Below are 19,120 nucleotides of genomic sequence, written 5' to 3'. Positions count from 1 at the left end.
CTTGTGGGTTTCCGATGCGCTGCCTGCTGCACGACTCACTACGCGACCTACTGCGCGACCTGCGCCCTACTCGCGCGCCGTGGCCCGCACGACGCCGGCCATGTCGAGCTGCATCAGCACCATGTTGACGAGTCCGTTGACGGAAGGCCGGCCCGTTTCGATCACGAAATCCGCGATTTCGCGATACAGCGGGTCGCGTACTTCGTACAGCGCTTCGAGCCGCGCCTTGGGGTCTTCGGTTTGCAGGAGCGGACGATTCTTGTCGCGCCGCGTGCGCAGCCACAGGTCGTGCGGATGCGCGCGCAGATATACGACGAAGCCGCGCGCCTTGAGCGCCGCGCGATTCTCGGGTCGCAGCACCGCGCCGCCGCCGGTCGCGAGGACGATGCCTTCGCGCCCCGTGAGCTCTTCGATCATCTGGGCCTCGCGGTCGCGAAAGCCCGCTTCGCCTTCGAGTTCGAAGATCACCGGGATGCGCGCGCCCGTGCGCGCCTCGATCTCGTGATCGGAGTCGAAGAACGGACGCTCCAGCCGGCGCGCGACCGCCCGGCCCACGGTCGTCTTGCCGGCGCCCATGAGCCCTACGAAAAATACATTGGCGTTTGCGTCCCGCACTTGCAGCGATTCCTACGAAAGGTTGGTGCCGCAGCTTACTGGCAAAGCGGCGGCGTTGTCGAGCCTGCGGCCCCGTCGTTCCGGCCCCGCAAGCATGCGGCTGCCCGCTTGCGGCCGGTTCGCCCGATCAATGAGGGTCAATTTGACTCCACGACACGCGGCGTGATGAAAACCACCAGCTCGCTGCGCTTATCCCGGTGCGCGCGGTGCGAAAAAAGCGCGCCCAGAACCGGTATTTTGCCCAGGAGTGGCACGCGCGTCACATCATCGCGGTCATCCGTCGCGTCGATGCCGCCAATCGAGACCGTCCCGCCGTCCTCGATTTCAACGCGCGTCTGCACGTGTTTGGTGTTGATCGCAGGCCCGGCGGCCGTTTGCTCGCCGACACTGTCCTTCGCCACATCGAGGTCGAGTATCACGCGGCCATCGGGTGTGATCTGCGGCTCGACTTCGAGTTTCAGGCTGGCGCGCCGGAACTGTACGCCCGAAACGCCCTGCCCGACCTTGGCCTGATATGGCAGCTCGGTGCCCTGCTCGACGACGGCCTTCGTGCGGTCGGCGGTGACGACGCGCGGACTCGACACCACGCGCCCGCGCCCCTCGGCCTCGAGCGCGCTCAACTGGATGTCGAGCAGGCGCGTGGCGCGCGCGGCCAGCAACGTCAGCCCAAGGCCTGCGGCCTCGAAGCCGGAGATCGGGCCCGCCGCGAGGTCGTACACCGTGCCGTCGGCTCTGGTGGTCAAGCCGCGGGCCGTCGTGCCGTCCACGTTTACCGGCGTCACGCCAAGACGTACGCCCAGCTCGCGCGATAGCCCCTCCTCTCCCTCGACGATGCGGGCCTCGATCAGCACCTGACGCGCGGGCGCGTCGAGCCGCCACACGAGTTCGCCGATCTGGTCGAGTCGCGCCGGCAGGTCGGTGACGAACAGGAGGTTCGTGCGCGCGTCCGCCACCGCCGTGCCGCGCTTCGACAGTGCGCGCTGTGTGCCCGAGCCGGTCAGGAAGCGGCGCACATCCTCGGCGCGTGCGTATTGCAACTCGAACGAGCGGCTCGCGAGCGGCTCCAGCTCCGTGGCCCGGGCGTGCGCTTCATAACGCTGCCGCTCGCGCGCCGCCACCTCCGCGGCGGCCGCGACCCAGATCACGTCGCCGATGCGCGACATCGCAAGGCCGTTTGCCTCCAGCAGCAAGTCGAACGCGGTACGCCACGGCACGCGGTCGAGGCGCAACGTCACCTGGCCACGCGCACGCTCGCTTGCGACGATATTGAGCTTCGTGAACTGGGCGAACGCGTGCAGAACGGCCGTGAGTTCAGCGCGCTGGAAGTTGAGCGTGATCGGCCGGTCTGGCGGCAAGCCATCGTTTGCTGCCGCGGTGTCGCCGAGGCGCATCGGCGCGCGCATGGGTACGGGCGGCCCTTCGAGCGGCCCAGCCGCTGGCGCGTCGCTGCCGGGATCGCGCGTAGGCGGGGCGGCGCGTTGGGACACGCCAGCGTCGCCGTTCGCGTCTGCCCGCGAAACGTCCCCGGGCGCGACTTCGGGCGTTGGGGCATCGCTGCCACCCATGAACGGATTGGCGACCCACTGATTTACTGCGGGCTCCCCCGCCCCATCGGGCAACGGCGGCACTTCGTAGCGCGCGAGCGGCGCCGGCGAACGTGCCCACCCTGGTCGAGGCGACGGCACCGCGGCCCATGCAGCGCACGCGGCGACGCTCACCATCAACGCGGCGAGTGCAGCAACGTTCCACTTGAGCGCGCTCATTTCGCCGGCTCCGCCCAGCCGAGCGCGCGCGTCGTCCCACCTGCCGCGACGACGACCCGCGCCGGCCCGATTGCCAGCACGCGAGCGTCGCCGATCGCCTCGCCCGCCTGCGCGGTCACGACGCCCTCGGGCGTCTCCACGAGCGCGAGGATGCGCTGCCGATCCTGGAGGATGCCGGCAAGACGCCACCCGTCTTCCGCCCTCCCGGCCGCAGCCGCATGAGTGAAGGGATCGCGAGCCGCCGCTGCGGGAGCTGCCGCCAGCGGCACGGCGGGAAGCGCATCGTACACACGCAATGTTGCCGAGACCGACAAGCCGGTTCCGATGCGCCGGATTGCCAGCTCGAATGGCACCGTGAGCGCCGGCTCGCGCGCCAACCCTTCGAGCAGTCCGCGCAGTTGCGCGAAGCTGCCTTGCGCGACCAGCTTGATCGACCGGAACGCCTCGGCTTGCGCGCCGCCCGCGACGCCTGGCTCCAGCGCATGCAGCACGAGGCCCGATTGCGCGGCGAGTTGCGAGGTGCGGCGAATGTCGTCGGCGGAATTGCCCGCACGCGGCGCACGCGAAGTCGTTCGTGCCGCGGCTTCGCGCAGCGCGGGCAGGCGCGCCAGGACTTGCCGGGCGTCGCCGTAGCGCCTTTGAGCGGCTTCCAGCGCGGCGCGCGCTGCATGCACACCAAGCGGATCCCCGACGATGCACGCGCCGCTCGCGGTGGCGAGAGCGAGCACAGCAATCGTCAACGCGACAGCCTGGCGGCGGCGCGTACCCCATGCGTGCAGCGGCGGCCACCCGCGCAATGCGTTGCCCGCGCCTGACTGAGCCGAAACGAGCGCCCGCTCCTGTCCAGCGTGCGCAGGCATCGTGCTCATGTCGCCTCCTTCGCTGCGACGCCGCTCGACGCTCGCGGCACCTCGTGCGCTCGCGGTGCGCCGGCCCGCGGCACGGTGCTCGCGCCTTGCCAGACGAGATGAGCCGCCACGCGAATCGGCTCGCCGCCGGGCGCGCTCCCGCGTGCAGCGCCAGCCGGCGCGCCGCGCTTGAGTTCGCGCACGCTCACGGCCTCGACATCGGGCAGCGAGCGCAGCCGTCCGAGCCACGCCGCAGCCGCCGATTCGTCCGCCGCGCTCGCCTGCAGATCGGTTTCATCGGCGGACTGCGCGAGTTGCTGCAAGCCGACGCCCGGCAGAGGGTCGCTTGCCAACGCGTCCGCGAGGGCAAAAAAGCGCGCCGTTGCCCGCGCGTGCTGCCGGGCCAGTCGATCGCCGGCGCGCCGCGCTTCGCTCTCCCGCACGAGGCGCTGCGCCTCGGCGAGCGGCGTGCGCCACTGCGCCAGCGGCCGTTCCAGCGCCTCGCGCCGAGACTCGAGCGCGCTGCATTCGACGCGCTGCCAAAGCACGACACCCAGCGCGCACGCGCACCCGCCAAGCACGGCGGCGCCCCATTCGAGCAGGCGCCAGCAACGCCGCCTGCGGATCGCGCGCCGCCGCCACGGCAGCAAATTGAATCCGCCGACGGCCCGGCCCGGCAATACGCGCACGGCGCGCGCGAGCGTCATTCCGCCACCCCGCGCAACGCGAGTCCGAACGCCACCGCGCACGCCGGATCATGCAACAGCGTCGCTGCGAGCGGCCACTCGATGTCGGCCAGCGGTGCGCATTCGAACGGCAGCACTGGCGCGCCCAGCACGTCGCCGATGTCGGCCATCGTGAAGTTCGCGCCGCGCAGCATGGCAAGCTCGCCCGAGACCTGCACGCAGCCGGCCTGCTCGCCGTCGACGAGGTCGCGCAACGCCTCCACGAGATCGGCATGTTCGAGCGCGGGAAAGCGCATGTGCCGGATGACCGAGTCGTCGACGAGCAACCAGCCGTGCACGCCTTCCGGGCCGACCCAGATCGCCACCCAGGGTTCGTGCGGCGGCAACTCGTACACCGCCGCGTGCCGCATGGCGCGCAACGCGGCGTGCGCCTCGCCGTCCACGGCGCACAGCGTGATGCCGGCCATGGCCGCACACTCGATGCGCGCTTCGAGATGCTGCCGCGCCGTCGCCGCGATCGTCACCTGCGCTTCGTGGCTGCGCGGCGTGGCCGGCAGCACGCTCCAGTCGACCGCCAGCTCGCCGCGCTCCACGCCCGCCACGCGTTCCGCCTCCGCCAGCACGAGCGGCTCGAGCGCCGCGTGAATACCCGACTCGTCCATCGCACCCGCCGGTGCAAGACGCGCGAGCGGCACGGTCGCGACGAGCGTCGCGCTCGTGGGCAGCGCCATGGCACACCGCAGCGACGCCGCGGCGCTGGCGCGCGGCAACTCGCCAAACACGCTGCGAAGCGCCGCGACGATGGCCGCCCGGTCGACGATCTCCGCGCCGGCGAGCGCCTCGCGCGCGAGCGGCGCGCTCGCCAGCCATTCGAGGCGGACCGGCCCCGCCCCGACAATGCGCTGGCTCAACACCGCCAGCGTGACCCCGCGCGCGCTTAAATCCACACCCGCGGCAAAACGGCGAGCGCCCAACAACAGCGGATTCCCGAAACCCATCGCATCCCTCCCGTACGTCCGTGCGCCACGAACCGTTCGCAGCGCGTCGATAGAGAAATTGTGCGAACCGGGGCGGCGCACGAATACTCGGCCGAACGGCCAACGGTCGCCGCCAGCGCTATCCACGCGCGAGGGGCGCGTCTACAGTGCGAATATCAGCAATAAGCGTCAGCAAAAGCGTCGACAGAAATAACGGGTTGCGTGCTCGCATGCGCCGTCCATGTAAGCATCTCGAAAGCCAGCGGGCGAGCGGCGGCTATAATCGCGGGACCGTTTTTCTGGTGTTCGTATGCAAGATCAGCTTCCTTCGTCCGTACCGCCTTCCACCCCGCCCGAGCCGCCCCGGCGGCGCAAGCGCCCGTGGTGGGCCACGCTGCTGATCGCCTTTTTCGGCCTCATCTTCGCCGGCGTGGTTTGCGTGGCGCTGGTGCTCGGCTACGCGCTCGTCGTGGCGACGCCCAACCTGCCGTCGCTCGAGGCGCTCACCGACTATCGTCCGAAGGTGCCGCTGCGCATCTACACGCGCGACCACGTGCTGATCGGCGAATTCGGCGAGGAGCGGCGCGACGTCGTCCATTTCAAGGACGTGCCCGACAACCTCAAGAAGGCCATTCTGGCCATCGAAGACGCGCGCTTCTACGATCACGGCGGCGTCGATCTCGCCGGCATCGCGCGCGCGGGCTTCGTCGCGCTGACCAATGGCCACGCCACCCAGGGCGCCAGCACGATCACCATGCAGGTGGCGCGCAACTTCTTCCTTTCGAGCGAAAAGACCTACACGCGCAAGATTTACGAGATGCTGCTCGCCTACAAGATCGAGTCGAAGCTCTCGAAGGATCAGATTCTCGAGGTGTACATGAATCAGATCTATCTGGGCCAGCGCGCGTATGGCTTCGCGAGCGCCGCGCGCGTGTACTTCGGCAAGGATCTGAAAGACCTCACGCTCGCCGAGTGCGCGATGCTGGCCGGGTTGCCCAAGGCGCCGTCGGCCTACAACCCGGTCGTCAATCCGAAGCGGGCGAAGGTGCGCCAGGAGTACATTCTCCAGCGCATGCTCGAGCTGCACTACATCACGCAGCAGCAGTACGACGAGGCTGCGGCGCAGCCGCTCGTCGTCAAGGGCGCGGGCAAGGAATTCAGCGTCCACGCCGAGTACGTCGCGGAAATGGTGCGCCAGATGATGTACGCGCAGTACCACGAAGAGGCGTACACGCGCGGACTGAACGTCGTCACCACCATCGACTCCGCCGATCAGGACGTCGCCTATCGCGCGCTGCGCAAGGGGCTGATGGACTACGAGCGGCGCCACGGCTACCGCGGGCCCGAGGCGTTCATCGACCTGCCCACGGACAGCGACGAGCGCGAGCAGGCCATCGACGACGCGCTCGTCGAGCACCCCGACAACGGCGAACTCGTGGCGGCAGTGGTGACGGCGGCGAGCCCGAAGGAAGTGAAAGCCACCCTCATGGACGGCAACACCACGAGCATCACCGGCGACGGGCTGCGCTTCGCGCAGTTCGCGCTCTCCGCGCGCGCGCAGCCGTCGCAGAAGATCCGGCCGGGCGCGATCATCCGCGTCGCGCGCAACAACGCGGGCGAGTGGTCGATCACGCAGCTGCCGCAAATCGAAGGCGCGTTCATCTCGATCGTGCCGCAAGACGGCGCGATCCGCGCGCTCGTGGGCGGCTTCGACTTCAACAAGAACAAGTTCAACCACGCCACCCAGGCGTGGCGTCAGCCGGGTTCGAGCTTCAAGCCGTTCATCTACTCGGCGTCGCTCGACAAGGGGCTCGGGCCGGCGACCGTCATCAACGACGCGCCGCTCTTCTTCAGCGCCGCCGAAACGGGCGGCCAGCCGTGGGAGCCGAAGAACTACGGCGGCGGCTTCGACGGCCCCATGAGCATGCGTACGGCGCTCATGAAGTCGAAGAATCTCGTGTCGATCCGTATCCTCAACCACATCGGCACGAAGTACGCGCAGCAGTACATCACGCACTTCGGCTTCGACGCCGACCGGCATCCCGCCTACCTGCCGATGGCGCTCGGCGCGGGTCTCGTCACGCCGTTGCAGATGGCCGCCGGCTACTCGGTGTTCGCCAACGGCGGGTATCGCGTGAATCCGTATCTGATCGCCGAGGTCACCGACCAGCGCGGCATGGTGGTCGCCCAGGCGCAGCCGCTCGTGGCCGAGCAGAACGCGCCGCGCGCCATCGACCCGCGTAACGCGTACATCATGAACAGCCTGTTGCAGAGCGTCGCGCAGCGCGGCACGGGCGCGAAGTCGAACGTCCTCAAGCGCACCGACCTGGGCGGCAAGACCGGCACGACCAACGACTCGCGCGACGCGTGGTTCGCGGGCTTTCAGCACACGCTGGCCGCGATCGCGTGGATCGGCTACGACAACCCGCGCAGCCTCGGCGACAAGGAAACGGGCGGCGGTCTCGCGCTGCCGGTCTGGATCGACTACATGCAGAAGGCGCTCAACGGCATGCCCGAGTACAGGATGGCGATGCCGGACGGCATCGTCACGCTCGGCGACGAGCTCTACTACGCCGACGCCACGCCGGGCCACGGCTTCGTCTCGACCGTGGGCATCAGTCAGGCGGCGCTCGAGGCGTCGGCGAGCGGCGCATCGGGCGCGGGTGGCGCCGATGCGGGCACCACACCCACGCCGGAGCACGTGAATGCGAAGGAGAAGGAAGACATCATGAACCTGTTCCGCGGGCACTGACGCTCGCCGCAGCGGTGGCAATGATAAATGGGCGCCAGTCTTTCGATTGGCGCCCATTTATTTTCCGAACTCACGCTTGCGCGTTTACGGCTCGAACCGCACCGGCTCGCCCGCCTGCTCCGTTGCATAGGCCGTGAGCGCCGAGAAGAATTCGGTGCCTGTGCGCGTGTCGCGCCATTCGCCGTCGATGAAGCGATAGTGGAAACCGCCAGCCTTCGCCGCGATCCAGATTTCGCGCATCGGCGGCTGCAAGTTCACGATGATCTTCGTGCGATTCTCGAATTCGAGCGTCAGAACGTTGCCGCTGCGCTCCAGTTCGATGTCCGCTTCGGCCTCGTCCACGGCCCGCTCCACGGCCGCCAGCACGGCCTCCGCGCGGCTCAGGTAGTCATTGTCTGGCATGCTAAACTCCACCGGTTATTCATTCAGGGACAATTATGCGTGTCATTTTCCGGACGCGCGCAGCGGCCCCCAGCGCATGGACGCCCCGCGCGATTTTAGCGGCTTTTGCGATCGGCGCCGTCACGCTCGCAGGCTGCGGCCAGCGCGGCGCGCTCTATATGCCCACCGTGCCGCCGCTTCCGCCCAAGCCCAATTTCGAAACCACGCAGCCGGAAACCGGCGCGACGCCTGCAAGCGCGCCCGCGAGTGCTCCCGAGTCGGCTTCGGCGCCCGTCGGCACGATTCCGGACACCTCCGGCACGCCGCTCTCGTTGTCCCCGGACACCGAACTCGGCACCACACCCGCGACCACCGGCAGCCCGCAAGCGGCTTCCGACGCCACGCCAACCCAGTAAAACGCTCGCATGACCCAGTCCGCTTTTCACCGCGATAACGGCACGCTCTTCGTAGAAGGCGTCTCGGCCGCAGATCTCGCCAAACAGTACGGCACGCCGCTCTATGTGTATTCGCGCGCGGCGCTCACCGCCGCATGGCACGCCTACGCCGACGCCTGCGCCGGCCGCCGCGCCAAGGTGCACGTCGCGGTCAAGGCGAACAGCAACCTCGCCGTGCTCAACGTGTTCGCGCGCGAAGGCGCGGGCTTCGACATCGTTTCGGCAGGCGAGCTCGCCCGCGTGCTCGCGGCAGGCGGTAAAGCGCAGGACGTGGTGTTCTCGGGCGTCGGCAAGACCGCCGGCGAAATGCGCGAGGCGCTCGAAGCGGGCGTGAAGTGCTTCAACGTCGAATCGATCCCTGAACTCGACCGCCTCAACGACGTGGCGGGCAAGCTCGGCAAGAAGGCGCCAGTTTCGCTGCGCGTGAACCCGGACGTCGATCCGAAAACGCATCCGTACATTTCCACCGGCCTGAAGGCGAACAAGTTCGGCGTGGCATTCGAGGAAGCGCGCGCGACCTATCGCGCCGCCGCGGCCATGGCGCACCTGGACGTGGTCGGCATCGACTGCCACATCGGCTCGCAGATCACCGAAATCGCGCCGTATCTCGACGCCATCGACAAGCTGCTCGAACTCGTCGACCAGATCGAAGCGGACGGCGTGAGTATCCGCCACATCGACGTGGGCGGCGGCCTCGGCATCACCTACGACGACGAAACGCCGCCCGACATCGGCGAGTTCGTGCGCGCGGTGCTCGACCACATCGAGGCGTACGGCGCGAAAACGGGCAAGACGCGCGAGGTGTACTTCGAGCCGGGCCGCTCCCTCGTGGGCAATGCGGGCATCCTGCTCACCACGGTCGAGTTCCTGAAGCCGGGCTCGGAAAAGAACTTCGCGATCGTCGACGCCGCAATGAACGACCTCGCCCGTCCGGCCATGTACGACGCGTATCACGCGATGGAACCAGTCGTTGCGCGTCAGTCCGCGCCGCAGACCTACGACGTGGTCGGCCCAGTGTGCGAAAGCGGCGACTGGCTGGGCCGCGCCCGCTCGCTCGCGATCGAACCGGGCGACGTGCTCGCGATCCGCTCCGCGGGCGCATACGGCTTCGTAATGAGCTCGAACTACAACACGCGTGCGCGCGCGGCCGAAGTGATGGTCGACGGCAAGCGCGTACATCTCGCGCGCGAGCGCGAAAACGTGGCGCAGTTGTTCGCGAGCGAGCGCGTGCTGCCGGACTGAGTCTTTCGTCCGCTCGCCCATGTAAAAAAGCGACGCCACGGCGTCGCTTTTTATTTGCCTGCCTGCGCGCGGTGTACCTACGCGGCGCGCGCACCCGCGCGCGAAGCACGCCAGCGCGCAAGCAGCCACACGGCCACGCGCCAGCCGAGCAGCGCCAGCATGATCGCGCCGTAGAGCTTGGGCAGCACGAGGTCGTGCTTGCCCGCCTTCATCCACCAGAAGTGCAGGATCGCCAGCACGCCGATCGCGTAGATGAGCCGATGCAGCGTCTGCCAGCGGCGTCCGAGCCGACGCGCCATCGCGCGCGTGGACGTCACGGCGAGCGGAATCAGCAGCACGAACGCCGCGAAACCCACCGTGATGAACGGCCGCTTGCCCACGTCCTTGAACATCGCGGCGACGTCGAACCACTTGTCGAACCAGATGTAGGTCGTGAAGTGCAGCGTCGCGTAGAAAAACGCGAAGAGGCCCAGCATGCGCCGAAAGCGGATCAGCGTATTCCAGCCCGTGAGTCGTCGCAGCGGCGTGACCGCAAGCGTGATGCAGAGGAACACCAGCGTCCACAGGCCCGTGGACCGCGTGATGAACTCGATCGGATTCGCACCGAGCCCGTCTGTGAAGCCGAACAGCACGAGGCGCGCGAGCGGATACAACGCCGCGACGAACACCGCCGCCTTCGCCCACGGCAGCCAGCGCGGGCCCGTCACGCTCGCCGCACCGGCCTTTCGCGCAGGACGCGTCTGCCCCGCCCCCACGCGCGCGGCGGCCTGCGGTGTCGTCGTCGATTCCATCTCTCGCTCCATCAAGCTCGTTGCTCAGAAGTTCTTGCGCAGATCCATGCCCTGATACATCGACGCGACGAGGTCGCCGTAGCCGTTGTACATGAGTGTCTTGCGCTTGGGCTGGAAGAAGCCGTCCTCGCCGATGCGCCGCTCCGTGGCCTGGCTCCAGCGCGGGTGATCGACGTTCGGATTCACGTTCGAATAAAAGCCGTACTCGTTCGGCGCGTACTTGTTCCAGCTCGTGGGCGGCTGGTTCGCGACGAAGCGGATCTTCACCAGCGACTTCGCGCTCTTGAAGCCGTACTTCCACGGCACGATCACGCGCACGGGCGCGCCGTTCTGGTTCGGAAGCACCTGGCCGTAGAGCCCGACCGTGAGCAGCGTGAGCGGGTTCATCGCTTCGTCCATGCGCAGGCCTTCGGAATACGGCCAGTCGAGAATCGGCTCGGCGAGGCCCGGCATTTGCGAGGGGTCGGCGAGCGTGATGAACTGCACGTAGCGCGCGTTGCCCGTGGGCTGCGCACGGCGGATCAGTTCGGAAAGCGAAACACCGATCCACGGCACGACAATCGACCAGCCCTCCACACAGCGATGCCGGTACACGCGCTCTTCGAGCGGCGCGAGCTTGAGGATCTCGTCGATGTCATAGACCTTCGGATTCTTCACCTCGCCCTCGACGCTCAGCTTCCACGGACGCGGCCGCAGCGTGTGCGCGTTTTGAGCCGGATCGCCCTTGTCGGTGCCGAATTCGTAGAAGTTGTTATAGGTCGTGATGTCCTTGTAGGGCGTGACCTTGTCGAGCGCGACGAACTTCGTGTTCGTCTGCGCGGCGAGCTTCTGCGCCTTCGGGTCGCCGGGGGCGTATTCCGCAAGCGCCTGCGTTGCACTGAACGGCCCCGCGATGCCGCCGAGCGCGAGCGCGCCCGCAGCCCGCAGAATGCGCCGACGCTGTTCGTACACCGTTTGCGGCGTGATTTCGCTCGCGGGGATGTCGTCACCGTTGAGCAAGATCCTGCTGCTCCGCTTGATCCACATATCGCTGCTCCTGCTTCTTGCGTGGCGTGCGCCGCCAGCACATTGATCGTATCTCGACCCGTCCTGCCGTGCTGTGCACGACATGGATCGACTGGATGACCTCAAGCGGGCAAACGCGCAATTCGCAGAAAACTTCCCGGCGGGCGAAAAAAAACCGTCGGAGCGCGAGGCATCCGACGGTTAATTCGTCTTGAGAGCGGATTCGGTTACAGCTTCCCGTAACTGTGCAGGCCCGAAAGGAACATGTTCACGCCAAGGAACGCGAAGGTCGTGACAAGTAGACCCGTCAGCGCCCACCAGGCCGCCACGCCGCCTCGCAGGCCCTTCATGAGGCGCATATGCAGCCAGGCCGCGTAGTTGAGCCACACGATCAGCGCCCAGGTTTCCTTCGGGTCCCAGCTCCAGTAGCCGCCCCAGGCCTGCGCCGCCCACAGTGCGCCGAGAATGGTCGCGATGGTGAAGAAGGCGAAACCCACGGCGATCGACTTGTACATGACGTCGTCGAGCACCTCGAGCGCGGGCAGACGATCCGCCAGCACGCCGCGCTCCTTCATGATGTACGCCACGCCCACCATGGCCGAAAGCGCGAAGCTGCCGTAGCCGATGAAGTTCGCCGGCACGTGGATCTTCATCCACCAGCTCTGCAGTGCGGGCACGAGCGGCTGGATCTGCTGCGCGTCGCGCGAGATCGAGTACCACATGAGGAAACCCACCGCCGCGCTGATCACGAGCAGCACGAACGCGCCGAGCGCACGCGTGTTGTAGTGCTTTTCGTAATACAGATAGAAGAGCGCGGTGATGAGGCTGAACAGCACGAACACTTCGTAGAGGTTCGAGATGGGAATGTGCCCGACGTCCGCGCCGATGAGGTAGGACTCGTACCAGCGCACCATCAGGCCGACGAAGCCCATGAGCACCGCCGCCCACGTGAGCTTCGAGCCGATCGAGCCGCCCGAGGGCGAGCGAGAGAGCAGGCCGATCCAGTAGAACAGCGTGGCGAGCACGAACAGCGCGCTCATCCACAGAATGGCCGACTGGCTGGACAGGAAATACTTGAGGAAGAACGCCTGATCCGCGCGCGCGAGGTCGCCCTGGTAGATCTGGAGCGCGAAAAGTGCGAGCACCGCGATGCCGGCCATGAGCAGCCGCGCTGGCTTCCAGCGCCAGCCCAGTACGACGAGCGCCGGCGTCGTACCGCCGAGCACCAGCTTGTCGTAATAGTTCATGTGCGCGTGGTAGCGCGAGAGCGCGAAGCCCGCGCCCGCCACGAGCGCCAGCGCGAACAGCCAGTCGACCACCGTCAGGCGGCGCAGGAAGGGGCGTTCGTCGAACAGGGCGTCGGCGAGGGGATCGCGGGCACTCGCGGCGCCGTGCGCCACAGCGGCATTGGCCACCAGCGCACGTTCGGCGCGCCGGGCCTTCGCGGAGGAGGAAACCTGAGACAAGTCCATGGGCTTACCGATGTTGATCGTGAGTGGCTGCAATCACGTGCGTGAATCAGGGCGCACGGTCCGTGCCGCTGCCGTTCGTGTCGCCCGCATCGTTCGTGGCGCCCGTTTGCGGCGCCGCGCCCAGCACACGGCCGACCGCGTCGCGGGTACGGGCGAACTCCTTCTCGAAGTCGAGGGTACGGCGGGCGGTCGACATCGCCATGATGACGTCGACGCCGTGGTCCTGACCGTCCTGACCCTTCCGGTCCTTCAGCCAGAACCACAGACGCCGCTCACGCACGTAGAACATCGAGAAGATGCCGAGCACGAGCAACAGGCTGCCAAGATACACGACTTTCTTGCCCGGCGCGCGCGTCAACTGAAATACCGAAGCTTGCACCTGCTTGAATGAATCGAGCTGTAGATAGACAGGAGATCCATACAGGAAGCTGTCGGATATCGCGTTGATCGAATCCTGTACGAAGCGCGCGGCGTCGGCATCGGGCTTCAGGTCGGGCTCGCCTGCCTGCTCGCGCGCGAGCTGCCAGAGGTCCCAAGTCGCACCCTCGAGCATGCGCAGCAGCAGGCTCGCCGCCTTTTCCTGCTGCTCCTTCGGCACCGACTTGTCGATGAACGCGGCCACGGCCTGGAAGCCGCCTGCGGCACCTGCAGCCCCCGCAGCACCTGCCTGCGGTGCGTCCGAGCCCGCGAAAAGGGTCAAGACGCGCTCGGCGCTGTCCGCGAGATGCTGTTGCAACTCGCGGTTCGAAGCGGGGACTGAGCGCGTGGCGAAACGCTTCGCGGCCTGCGCGCGCAATGCGGGGTCCTCGAAGGCCGCGCGCAGCGTCATCCACTCCTTCGGCGTGCCGCCGCTGTCGGCGGGAATGCGCAGGTAGCGGAACGGATCGTCGGGATTCTCGCGCATGCCCGCGAGGAACATGCGATCGCCGCCGCCCACGTCCACAGGCAGCATGTAGTTGTTGTACTCGCGCGCCTGGCCGTCCTTGTCGCGCACCTTGTACTGCACCGAAGGGCCGACGTTATGCAGGTCGAGTGGCTTCGAGCTCTTCGCACCGGAGCCGAGGCGCTCGTCGAACGCTTCCTTGAGCGACTGGTGCGCCACGCCGCGCGCGTCGTTCGCGCCGCTGCCATTCGAGATGTTCTCGACGTTGATCGCGCGGAAGTCCGCGAATTCGATCGTCTGCCCATCCACGCCCGGCACCGTCTGGCCCGCGGGCACCGCGAGCGGCGCTGAATTGCCGATCGTGCCGCCGAACGGGAAGTTCTTCGCGCTTGCACCCGACATGGGCCACGCCGTCATCGACATCTGCGAGCCGCCGTCCTGGAAGCTCGACTGATAGATCGACACGCCGTCGTACTCGAACGGCTCGTTCACCTCGATGCGCGCTGGAACGCGCTGGCCCGTCTTGTGGTCGATCACGACGATATCGCTCGCAAAGAGCTTGGGCATGCCGGTCGAGTAGTAATCGACGATGAACTTGTTGAGCTGGATGGAGAACGGCAGGTCCTGGATCAGCGAGCCGTCGGGCTGGTTGAGGATGGCCGTGGAAACGAACTGGCCCTCCGGCACCCAGGCGTAGCCGCGGAAGGTCGGGTTCGACTGCGAGAGCCGGTGCTCGGGCGCAATGTCGTTGATGACCGCGTTGCTGCGAATGGGCGTCTTGTCGAACAGCCACATCTGGAATTTGATCGGCAGATTGCTGTCGAGCAGGCCGCCGAGGCAGATGATCACGATCGCGAGGTGCGCGAAGATGTAGCCGATCTTCGTGAGCGCACCGCGTTTGGCCGCGATGAGCGTGGCGCCATCGCTCTCGCGCGTGACGAACCGGTAGCCCATGCGCCCCGCCAGCTTGCCGAGCACGGCGGCCGTTTGCTCACGCGTGCCGCCCTCCACCGCGAACTCGCCCTTGTGATGGAACGCGCGCAGGCTGCCTTCGCGGACCTTGTCCTTCCAGCTCTTCATGTCGGCGAGCATCTTCGGCGCGTTGCGGATCACGCACAGCGAGACCGACACCACGAGAAAGCCGAGGATCGTCATGAACCACCACGCGCTGTAGACCGTGTAGAGGCTCAGCGAGCGGAAGATATCGGCCCAGAAAGGGCCGAACTGGTTGACGTAGTTCGGGTACGGGTCGTCCTGCGTGAGCACCGTGCCGATGATGCTCGCAATGGCGAGCACAACGAGCAGCGCAATCGCGAAGCGCATCGAACTGATCAGCTCGACGGCGACTTTCACCGCCTTCTGGCGAACATTCAACTGCAAACCCTGCGTGGTGACGCTCATTCAAACTCCGCTTTATCGCTCTTGCTGGCTTCTCGCCGATCAGGCGCTACAGCAAAAAAGGGTGCAGGCGCGCCGTCGGCGTGACGACGCCCTCACCCTTTTCTTGTTTTCCGGCCGGCCGCGCCGTGAAACTGCTGATCAAACGCGCGGCAAACCGATTACACTCAATGCAGGCCGGCGGCGTAATCGGCGACGGCCTTGATCTCGTCGTCCGAGAGCCGGTGCGCGATGGTTCGCATCGGATCGTTATTGTTACGCGTGCCCTGCTGGAAAGCATTGAGCTGTGCAACGATATATTCTGACCACTGGCCCGAGAGGCGCGGATACTGGATCGGAATACCCTGGCCCGTGGGTCCGTGGCACGCCGCACAGGCCGGCACGCCCTTGTCGGCGATGCCGCCACGCCAGATCGACTGGCCGAACGGCACGGTCTTCGCGTCGCGCGCGTAGCCGGGTTTGGGTGTCTGGGAGGCGAACCAGGCTGCGACATTGATCATATCCTGGTCTGACAGCGCGGCAGCGAAGCCGGCCATGATCGGGTTTGCGCGCGCCGCCGGCTTGCCGCCGGGCTGCGGTTTGAACTCCTTGAGTTGCTTGACGAGATAGTCGGCGTGCTGGCCGGCGAGCTTGGGATACGCGCCGCCGGTGCTGTTGCCGTCCGCCGCGTGACAGGCTGCGCACACTTGCGCAGCAATGGCTTGCCCCCGGGCGACGTCGGGCTTGGCCGGCGTTCCCTGATCCGCCGCGCTTGCCTGCCCCGCCATCATGAATAGACCTGCTGTAAGACCTGACGCTATCGCACTCTCGAACACCTTCAAGCACTTGCCCAGTCGATTCATTCGCGCACCTTGTTTCGTCTTGTGGGAATCAGGTTCTGCAATGGACGACAGCGACCGATCTACCTCGAAGGCCCGCGCTGGCCTCACTGGTATTCAGTAAACCATCGCATTGTACAATAGCGCGCAAGGCGCCACGGCGCCAGTCGGGCCTGCCCCCGATATCCCAGAATCCATCCCGGGCGCGTCCGGGCCCGGCGGGCCACCCGCCGCGTTGTCTCACATTGTGGTCCTTTTCCGATGGCCTTCCTGCTGCACCAAGCCCGCTTCTTCACGACGGTGAACCATCTGCGCGACCTGCCCGCTACGGCGCGGCCCGAGGTCGCGTTCGCCGGCCGTTCGAACGCCGGCAAATCCACCGCCATCAATCTGCTGTGCAACCAGAAGCGGCTCGCCTTCGCCTCGAAGACGCCGGGCCGCACCCAGCATATCAACTACTTCTCAGTCGGCCCCGCGGACGAACCCGCGGGCTATCTCGTCGACCTGCCCGGCTACGGCTATGCCGAAGTCCCGTTAGCCGCGAAGGCGCACTGGGAGCAGCTGCTTTCGCTCTATCTGCAAACGCGCGCGCAGCTCTCGGGGCTCATCCTGATGATGGATGCCCGCCGCCCGCTCACCGACCTCGACCGCCGCATGATCGAATGGTTTGCGCCGACGGGCAAACCGATCCATGCACTCCTCACGAAGTGCGACAAATTGACGCGCCAGGAAAGCGTGCTCGCGCTGCGCACGGCGAACAAGGCGTTCGACGAGTACAGCAAGCAAGGCTACGAAGGGAAGCTGAGCGCCCAGCTCTTTTCGGCGCTCAAGCGCGTGGGGCTCGACGAGGCGCACGCCGTAATCGAGAGCTGGATCGTGCCGCAGGAATCTGTCGGCGAAACCGACGCGCAAGTGGAATAACACCCCTCGGGCCAGCCGCTTCAGGCAGGCCCTCAGTCGTCTAAAAGCCCACACTGTCGGGCTTTTCACGCGCTTTCATCAGATCTTTTCACAAGGCCGGCGCGGCATTCGCCGCGCTATGTGCGCTACCGCACACAGACCACGCTAATGCCAGGCGCAAGCGCCCTCTCCGGTCTGCGCCGCGGGGCCTTGCTACGGCGCTTTCGGCGCACATAAAAAAACCCGCCGTAATTTCCGGCGGGTTAAACAGCCTTATCGAAAAACGACAGGCACCCGCTCAGGGAGGAGAAGCGGGGAGCTCGGCGCCAGGCGCCTCGCTCGATCGGTATGATATACCATTGTCCCGAAAAGTTTCCTGTGCTCCGGGACCCATCCCGTTTCAAGATATCCGCCGACATGAGCTTCTATCCGCATCATCGTCCGCGCCGCATGCGACGTGACGATTTCTCGCGCCGTCTGATGCGCGAAAACCTCCTCACCACGAACGACCTGATCTACCCCGTATTCGTCATTGCGGGCAACAACGTGCGCGAACCCGTGCCGTCGATGCCTGGCGTCGAACGCGTGTCAATCGATCTGCTGATGGGCGTCGCCGAGCAGTGCGTCGAACTCGGCATTCCGGTGCTTTCGCTCTTCCCCGTCGTCGATCCGGCGCTCAAAACGCCCGATGGCATCGAGGCGACGAACCCCGACGGCGTGATTCCGCGCGCCGTGCGCGAACTGAAGAAGCGTTTCCCCGACCTCGGCGTGCTTTGCGACGTCGCGCTCGACCCGTACACGAGCCACGGCCAGGACGGCGTGCTCGACGAGAACGGTTACGTCATCAACGACGAGACCATCGAGATCCTCGTCGCGCAGGCGCGCGCGCAGGCGGAAGCCGGCGTCGATATCGTCGCGCCGTCGGACATGATGGACGGGCGCATCGGTGCGATCCGCGAGATGCTCGAAAGCGAAAACCACATCCACACGCGCATCATGGCGTACTCGGCCAAATACGCTTCGGCGTTCTATGGTCCGTTCCGCGACGCCGTGGGCTCGGCGTCGAATCTGGGCAAGGGCAACAAGATGACCTACCAGATGGACCCGTCGAACTCCGACGAGGCGCTGCGCGAAGTGCGCCTCGACATCGAGGAAGGCGCCGACATGGTGATGGTGAAGCCCGGCATGCCCTACCTCGACATCGTGCGCCGTGTGAAGGACGAATTCCGCTTTCCGACCTACGTGTACCAGGTGAGCGGCGAGTACGCCATGCTCAAGGCCGCTGCGCAGAACGGCTGGCTCGATCACGACAAGGTGATGATGGAATCGCTGCTCGCGTTCAAGCGCGCGGGCGCCGACGGCATTCTCACGTATTTCGCGCTCGACGCCGCGCGTTTGCTGCGCGCACAGAAGTAAGCGCTGCACGCATCGCATAAAAAAAAGGCACGTCCGAGGACGTGCCTTTTTGCTTTTGGGCCGATGCGCGCTCTCACGCGCGCGCAATGCCGCCGATCATGCCGATGGCGCTGCCGGCGTCTGCGGCGCCGGCGTCGTCACGCGATCGAGGCGCGCGAGGAACCGGTCGGCATTCTCGTAGCCAACCACGCGCAACACTTCACGCCCCTGCGTATCGAAGAAGATGATGCCCGGCGGTCCGAAGAGGCCGAAGCGCTTGAGCAGTGCCTGGTCGTCCGAATTGTTGGCGGTCACATCGGCGCGCAGCAGCCCCAGCTCCGCGAGGCGCGCCTGCACGCGCGGGTCGCTGAACGTGAACTTCTCCATTTCCTTGCAGCTCACGCACCAGTCAGCGTAGAAGTCGAGCATCGACGGCTTGCCCGCAGTCTTCAGCGCCGCGTCGAGCTGCGCGGGCGAGCGCACGGGCGCGAAGACCAATGCGTTCGCTTCGCTGGCGCCCGCGGACTGTGCCGCGCCGGCGGCGGCAACATCGCTCGCGCCGCCCACGCGCGCGGCCAGCACGGCGAGCGGACGCAGCGGATCGGTCGAACCCGCCGCAAGACCGACGATCAGCGTCGCGGCCCAGATCGCGAACGCCGCGCCGAGACCACGCCCGAGGCGCCGCCAGACGTTGGCCGCACCCGAGTTCGGCGTGAAGAGGCCAAGCGCGGCGGCCGCG

At 66.7% G+C, this 19,120-nt stretch carries 17 protein-coding genes; 5 read left to right on the top strand and 12 right to left on the bottom strand.

All coding sequences use genetic code 11. From position 1 onward, the window contains the following. Positions 1-66: 66 nt before the first annotated feature. The 5 genes from aroK to pilM form a co-directional block, all read right to left on the bottom strand. Complete coding sequence (gene aroK / locus M3A49_RS34180; protein WP_028206544.1) at positions 67-621, bottom strand: shikimate kinase AroK; 555 nt, start codon at positions 619-621, stop codon at positions 67-69. 131 nt (positions 622-752) lie between these two features. After that, complete coding sequence (gene pilQ / locus M3A49_RS34175; protein ID WP_266232874.1) at positions 753-2,378, bottom strand: type IV pilus secretin PilQ; 1,626 nt, start codon at positions 2,376-2,378, stop codon at positions 753-755. Continuing rightward, complete coding sequence (locus M3A49_RS34170) at positions 2,375-3,247, bottom strand: hypothetical protein (RefSeq protein WP_266232873.1); 873 nt, start codon at positions 3,245-3,247, stop codon at positions 2,375-2,377. The genes pilQ and M3A49_RS34170 overlap by 4 nt, the downstream gene beginning before the upstream one ends. Next, complete coding sequence (locus M3A49_RS34165) at positions 3,244-3,933, bottom strand: fimbrial assembly family protein (protein WP_266232872.1); 690 nt, start codon at positions 3,931-3,933, stop codon at positions 3,244-3,246. Before M3A49_RS34165 ends, M3A49_RS34170 begins: the two co-directional genes overlap by 4 nt. Further along, positions 3,930-4,910 (bottom strand): type IV pilus biogenesis protein PilM, encoded by a 981-nt coding sequence (pilM, locus tag M3A49_RS34160; protein WP_266232871.1) that lies wholly within the window; start codon positions 4,908-4,910, stop codon positions 3,930-3,932. Before pilM ends, M3A49_RS34165 begins: the two co-directional genes overlap by 4 nt. Positions 4,911-5,199: 289 nt before the next feature. Here pilM and M3A49_RS34155 point away from each other — a divergent pair, with 289 nt between their 5' ends. Next, positions 5,200-7,641 (top strand): penicillin-binding protein 1A, encoded by a 2,442-nt coding sequence (locus M3A49_RS34155; protein WP_266232870.1) that lies wholly within the window; start codon positions 5,200-5,202, stop codon positions 7,639-7,641. Positions 7,642-7,725: 84 nt separating this feature from the next. Here the strand turns inward: M3A49_RS34155 and cyaY are convergent, their stop codons facing one another. Then, positions 7,726-8,043, bottom strand: a complete 318-nt coding sequence (cyaY, locus tag M3A49_RS34150) for an iron donor protein CyaY (protein WP_028206540.1) — start codon at positions 8,041-8,043, stop codon at positions 7,726-7,728. 35 nt (positions 8,044-8,078) lie between these two features. Between cyaY and lptM the strand changes: the two genes are divergently transcribed. Continuing rightward, the gene (gene lptM, locus M3A49_RS34145) at positions 8,079-8,438 is read left to right on the top strand and encodes an LPS translocon maturation chaperone LptM (RefSeq protein ID WP_254356238.1); all 360 of its coding nucleotides are present in this window, start codon (positions 8,079-8,081) and stop codon (positions 8,436-8,438) included. Between the two features lie 9 nt (positions 8,439-8,447). Then, positions 8,448-9,719 (top strand): diaminopimelate decarboxylase, encoded by a 1,272-nt coding sequence (gene lysA, locus M3A49_RS34140; RefSeq protein ID WP_266232869.1) that lies wholly within the window; start codon positions 8,448-8,450, stop codon positions 9,717-9,719. A gap of 77 nt (positions 9,720-9,796) precedes the next feature. Here lysA and msrQ read toward each other — a convergent pair whose 3' ends face one another. From msrQ to M3A49_RS34115, 5 genes are all read right to left on the bottom strand, one after another. Further along, positions 9,797-10,522 (bottom strand): protein-methionine-sulfoxide reductase heme-binding subunit MsrQ, encoded by a 726-nt coding sequence (gene msrQ / locus M3A49_RS34135; protein ID WP_254356240.1) that lies wholly within the window; start codon positions 10,520-10,522, stop codon positions 9,797-9,799. A gap of 12 nt (positions 10,523-10,534) precedes the next feature. Continuing rightward, positions 10,535-11,536, bottom strand: coding sequence for a protein-methionine-sulfoxide reductase catalytic subunit MsrP (gene msrP, locus M3A49_RS34130; RefSeq protein WP_266232868.1), 1,002 nt, complete (start codon positions 11,534-11,536; stop codon positions 10,535-10,537). Between the two features lie 206 nt (positions 11,537-11,742). Continuing rightward, positions 11,743-12,987 carry a c-type cytochrome biogenesis protein CcsB gene (ccsB, locus tag M3A49_RS34125; RefSeq protein ID WP_254356242.1) on the bottom strand — a complete coding sequence of 415 codons (1,245 nt, stop codon included), beginning with the start codon at positions 12,985-12,987 and terminating at the stop codon, positions 11,743-11,745. A 46-nt stretch (positions 12,988-13,033) separates the two neighbouring features. Beyond that, positions 13,034-15,271, bottom strand: a complete 2,238-nt coding sequence (locus M3A49_RS34120; RefSeq protein ID WP_266232867.1) for a cytochrome c biogenesis protein ResB — start codon at positions 15,269-15,271, stop codon at positions 13,034-13,036. 164 nt (positions 15,272-15,435) lie between these two features. Then, complete coding sequence (locus tag M3A49_RS34115) at positions 15,436-16,110, bottom strand: c-type cytochrome (protein ID WP_254356244.1); 675 nt, start codon at positions 16,108-16,110, stop codon at positions 15,436-15,438. A 237-nt stretch (positions 16,111-16,347) separates the two neighbouring features. On the opposite strand from M3A49_RS34115, the gene yihA reads away from it, so the two are divergent. Beyond that, positions 16,348-17,007: a ribosome biogenesis GTP-binding protein YihA/YsxC gene (yihA, locus tag M3A49_RS34110; protein ID WP_254356245.1), complete on the top strand. Its 660-nt coding sequence runs from the start codon at positions 16,348-16,350 to the stop codon at positions 17,005-17,007. 396 nt (positions 17,008-17,403) lie between these two features. Continuing rightward, entirely contained in the window at positions 17,404-18,402 is a 999-nt protein-coding gene (gene hemB / locus M3A49_RS34105; protein ID WP_266232866.1) for a porphobilinogen synthase, read from the top strand. 96 nt (positions 18,403-18,498) lie between these two features. Here the strand turns inward: hemB and M3A49_RS34100 are convergent. Beyond that, positions 18,499-19,120 (bottom strand): thioredoxin fold domain-containing protein (locus tag M3A49_RS34100; RefSeq protein ID WP_266232865.1); only part of this gene is annotated, 622 nt, incomplete at its 5' end.

Origin of the sequence: Paraburkholderia sp. CNPSo 3076, from assembly GCF_026343935.1 — a bacterium.
Taxonomy (GTDB): Bacteria; Pseudomonadota; Gammaproteobacteria; order Burkholderiales; family Burkholderiaceae; genus Paraburkholderia; species Paraburkholderia nodosa.
The sequence above is the reverse complement of the archived record's forward strand: the minus strand, read 5'-3'. Positions and strand labels throughout refer to the sequence as shown.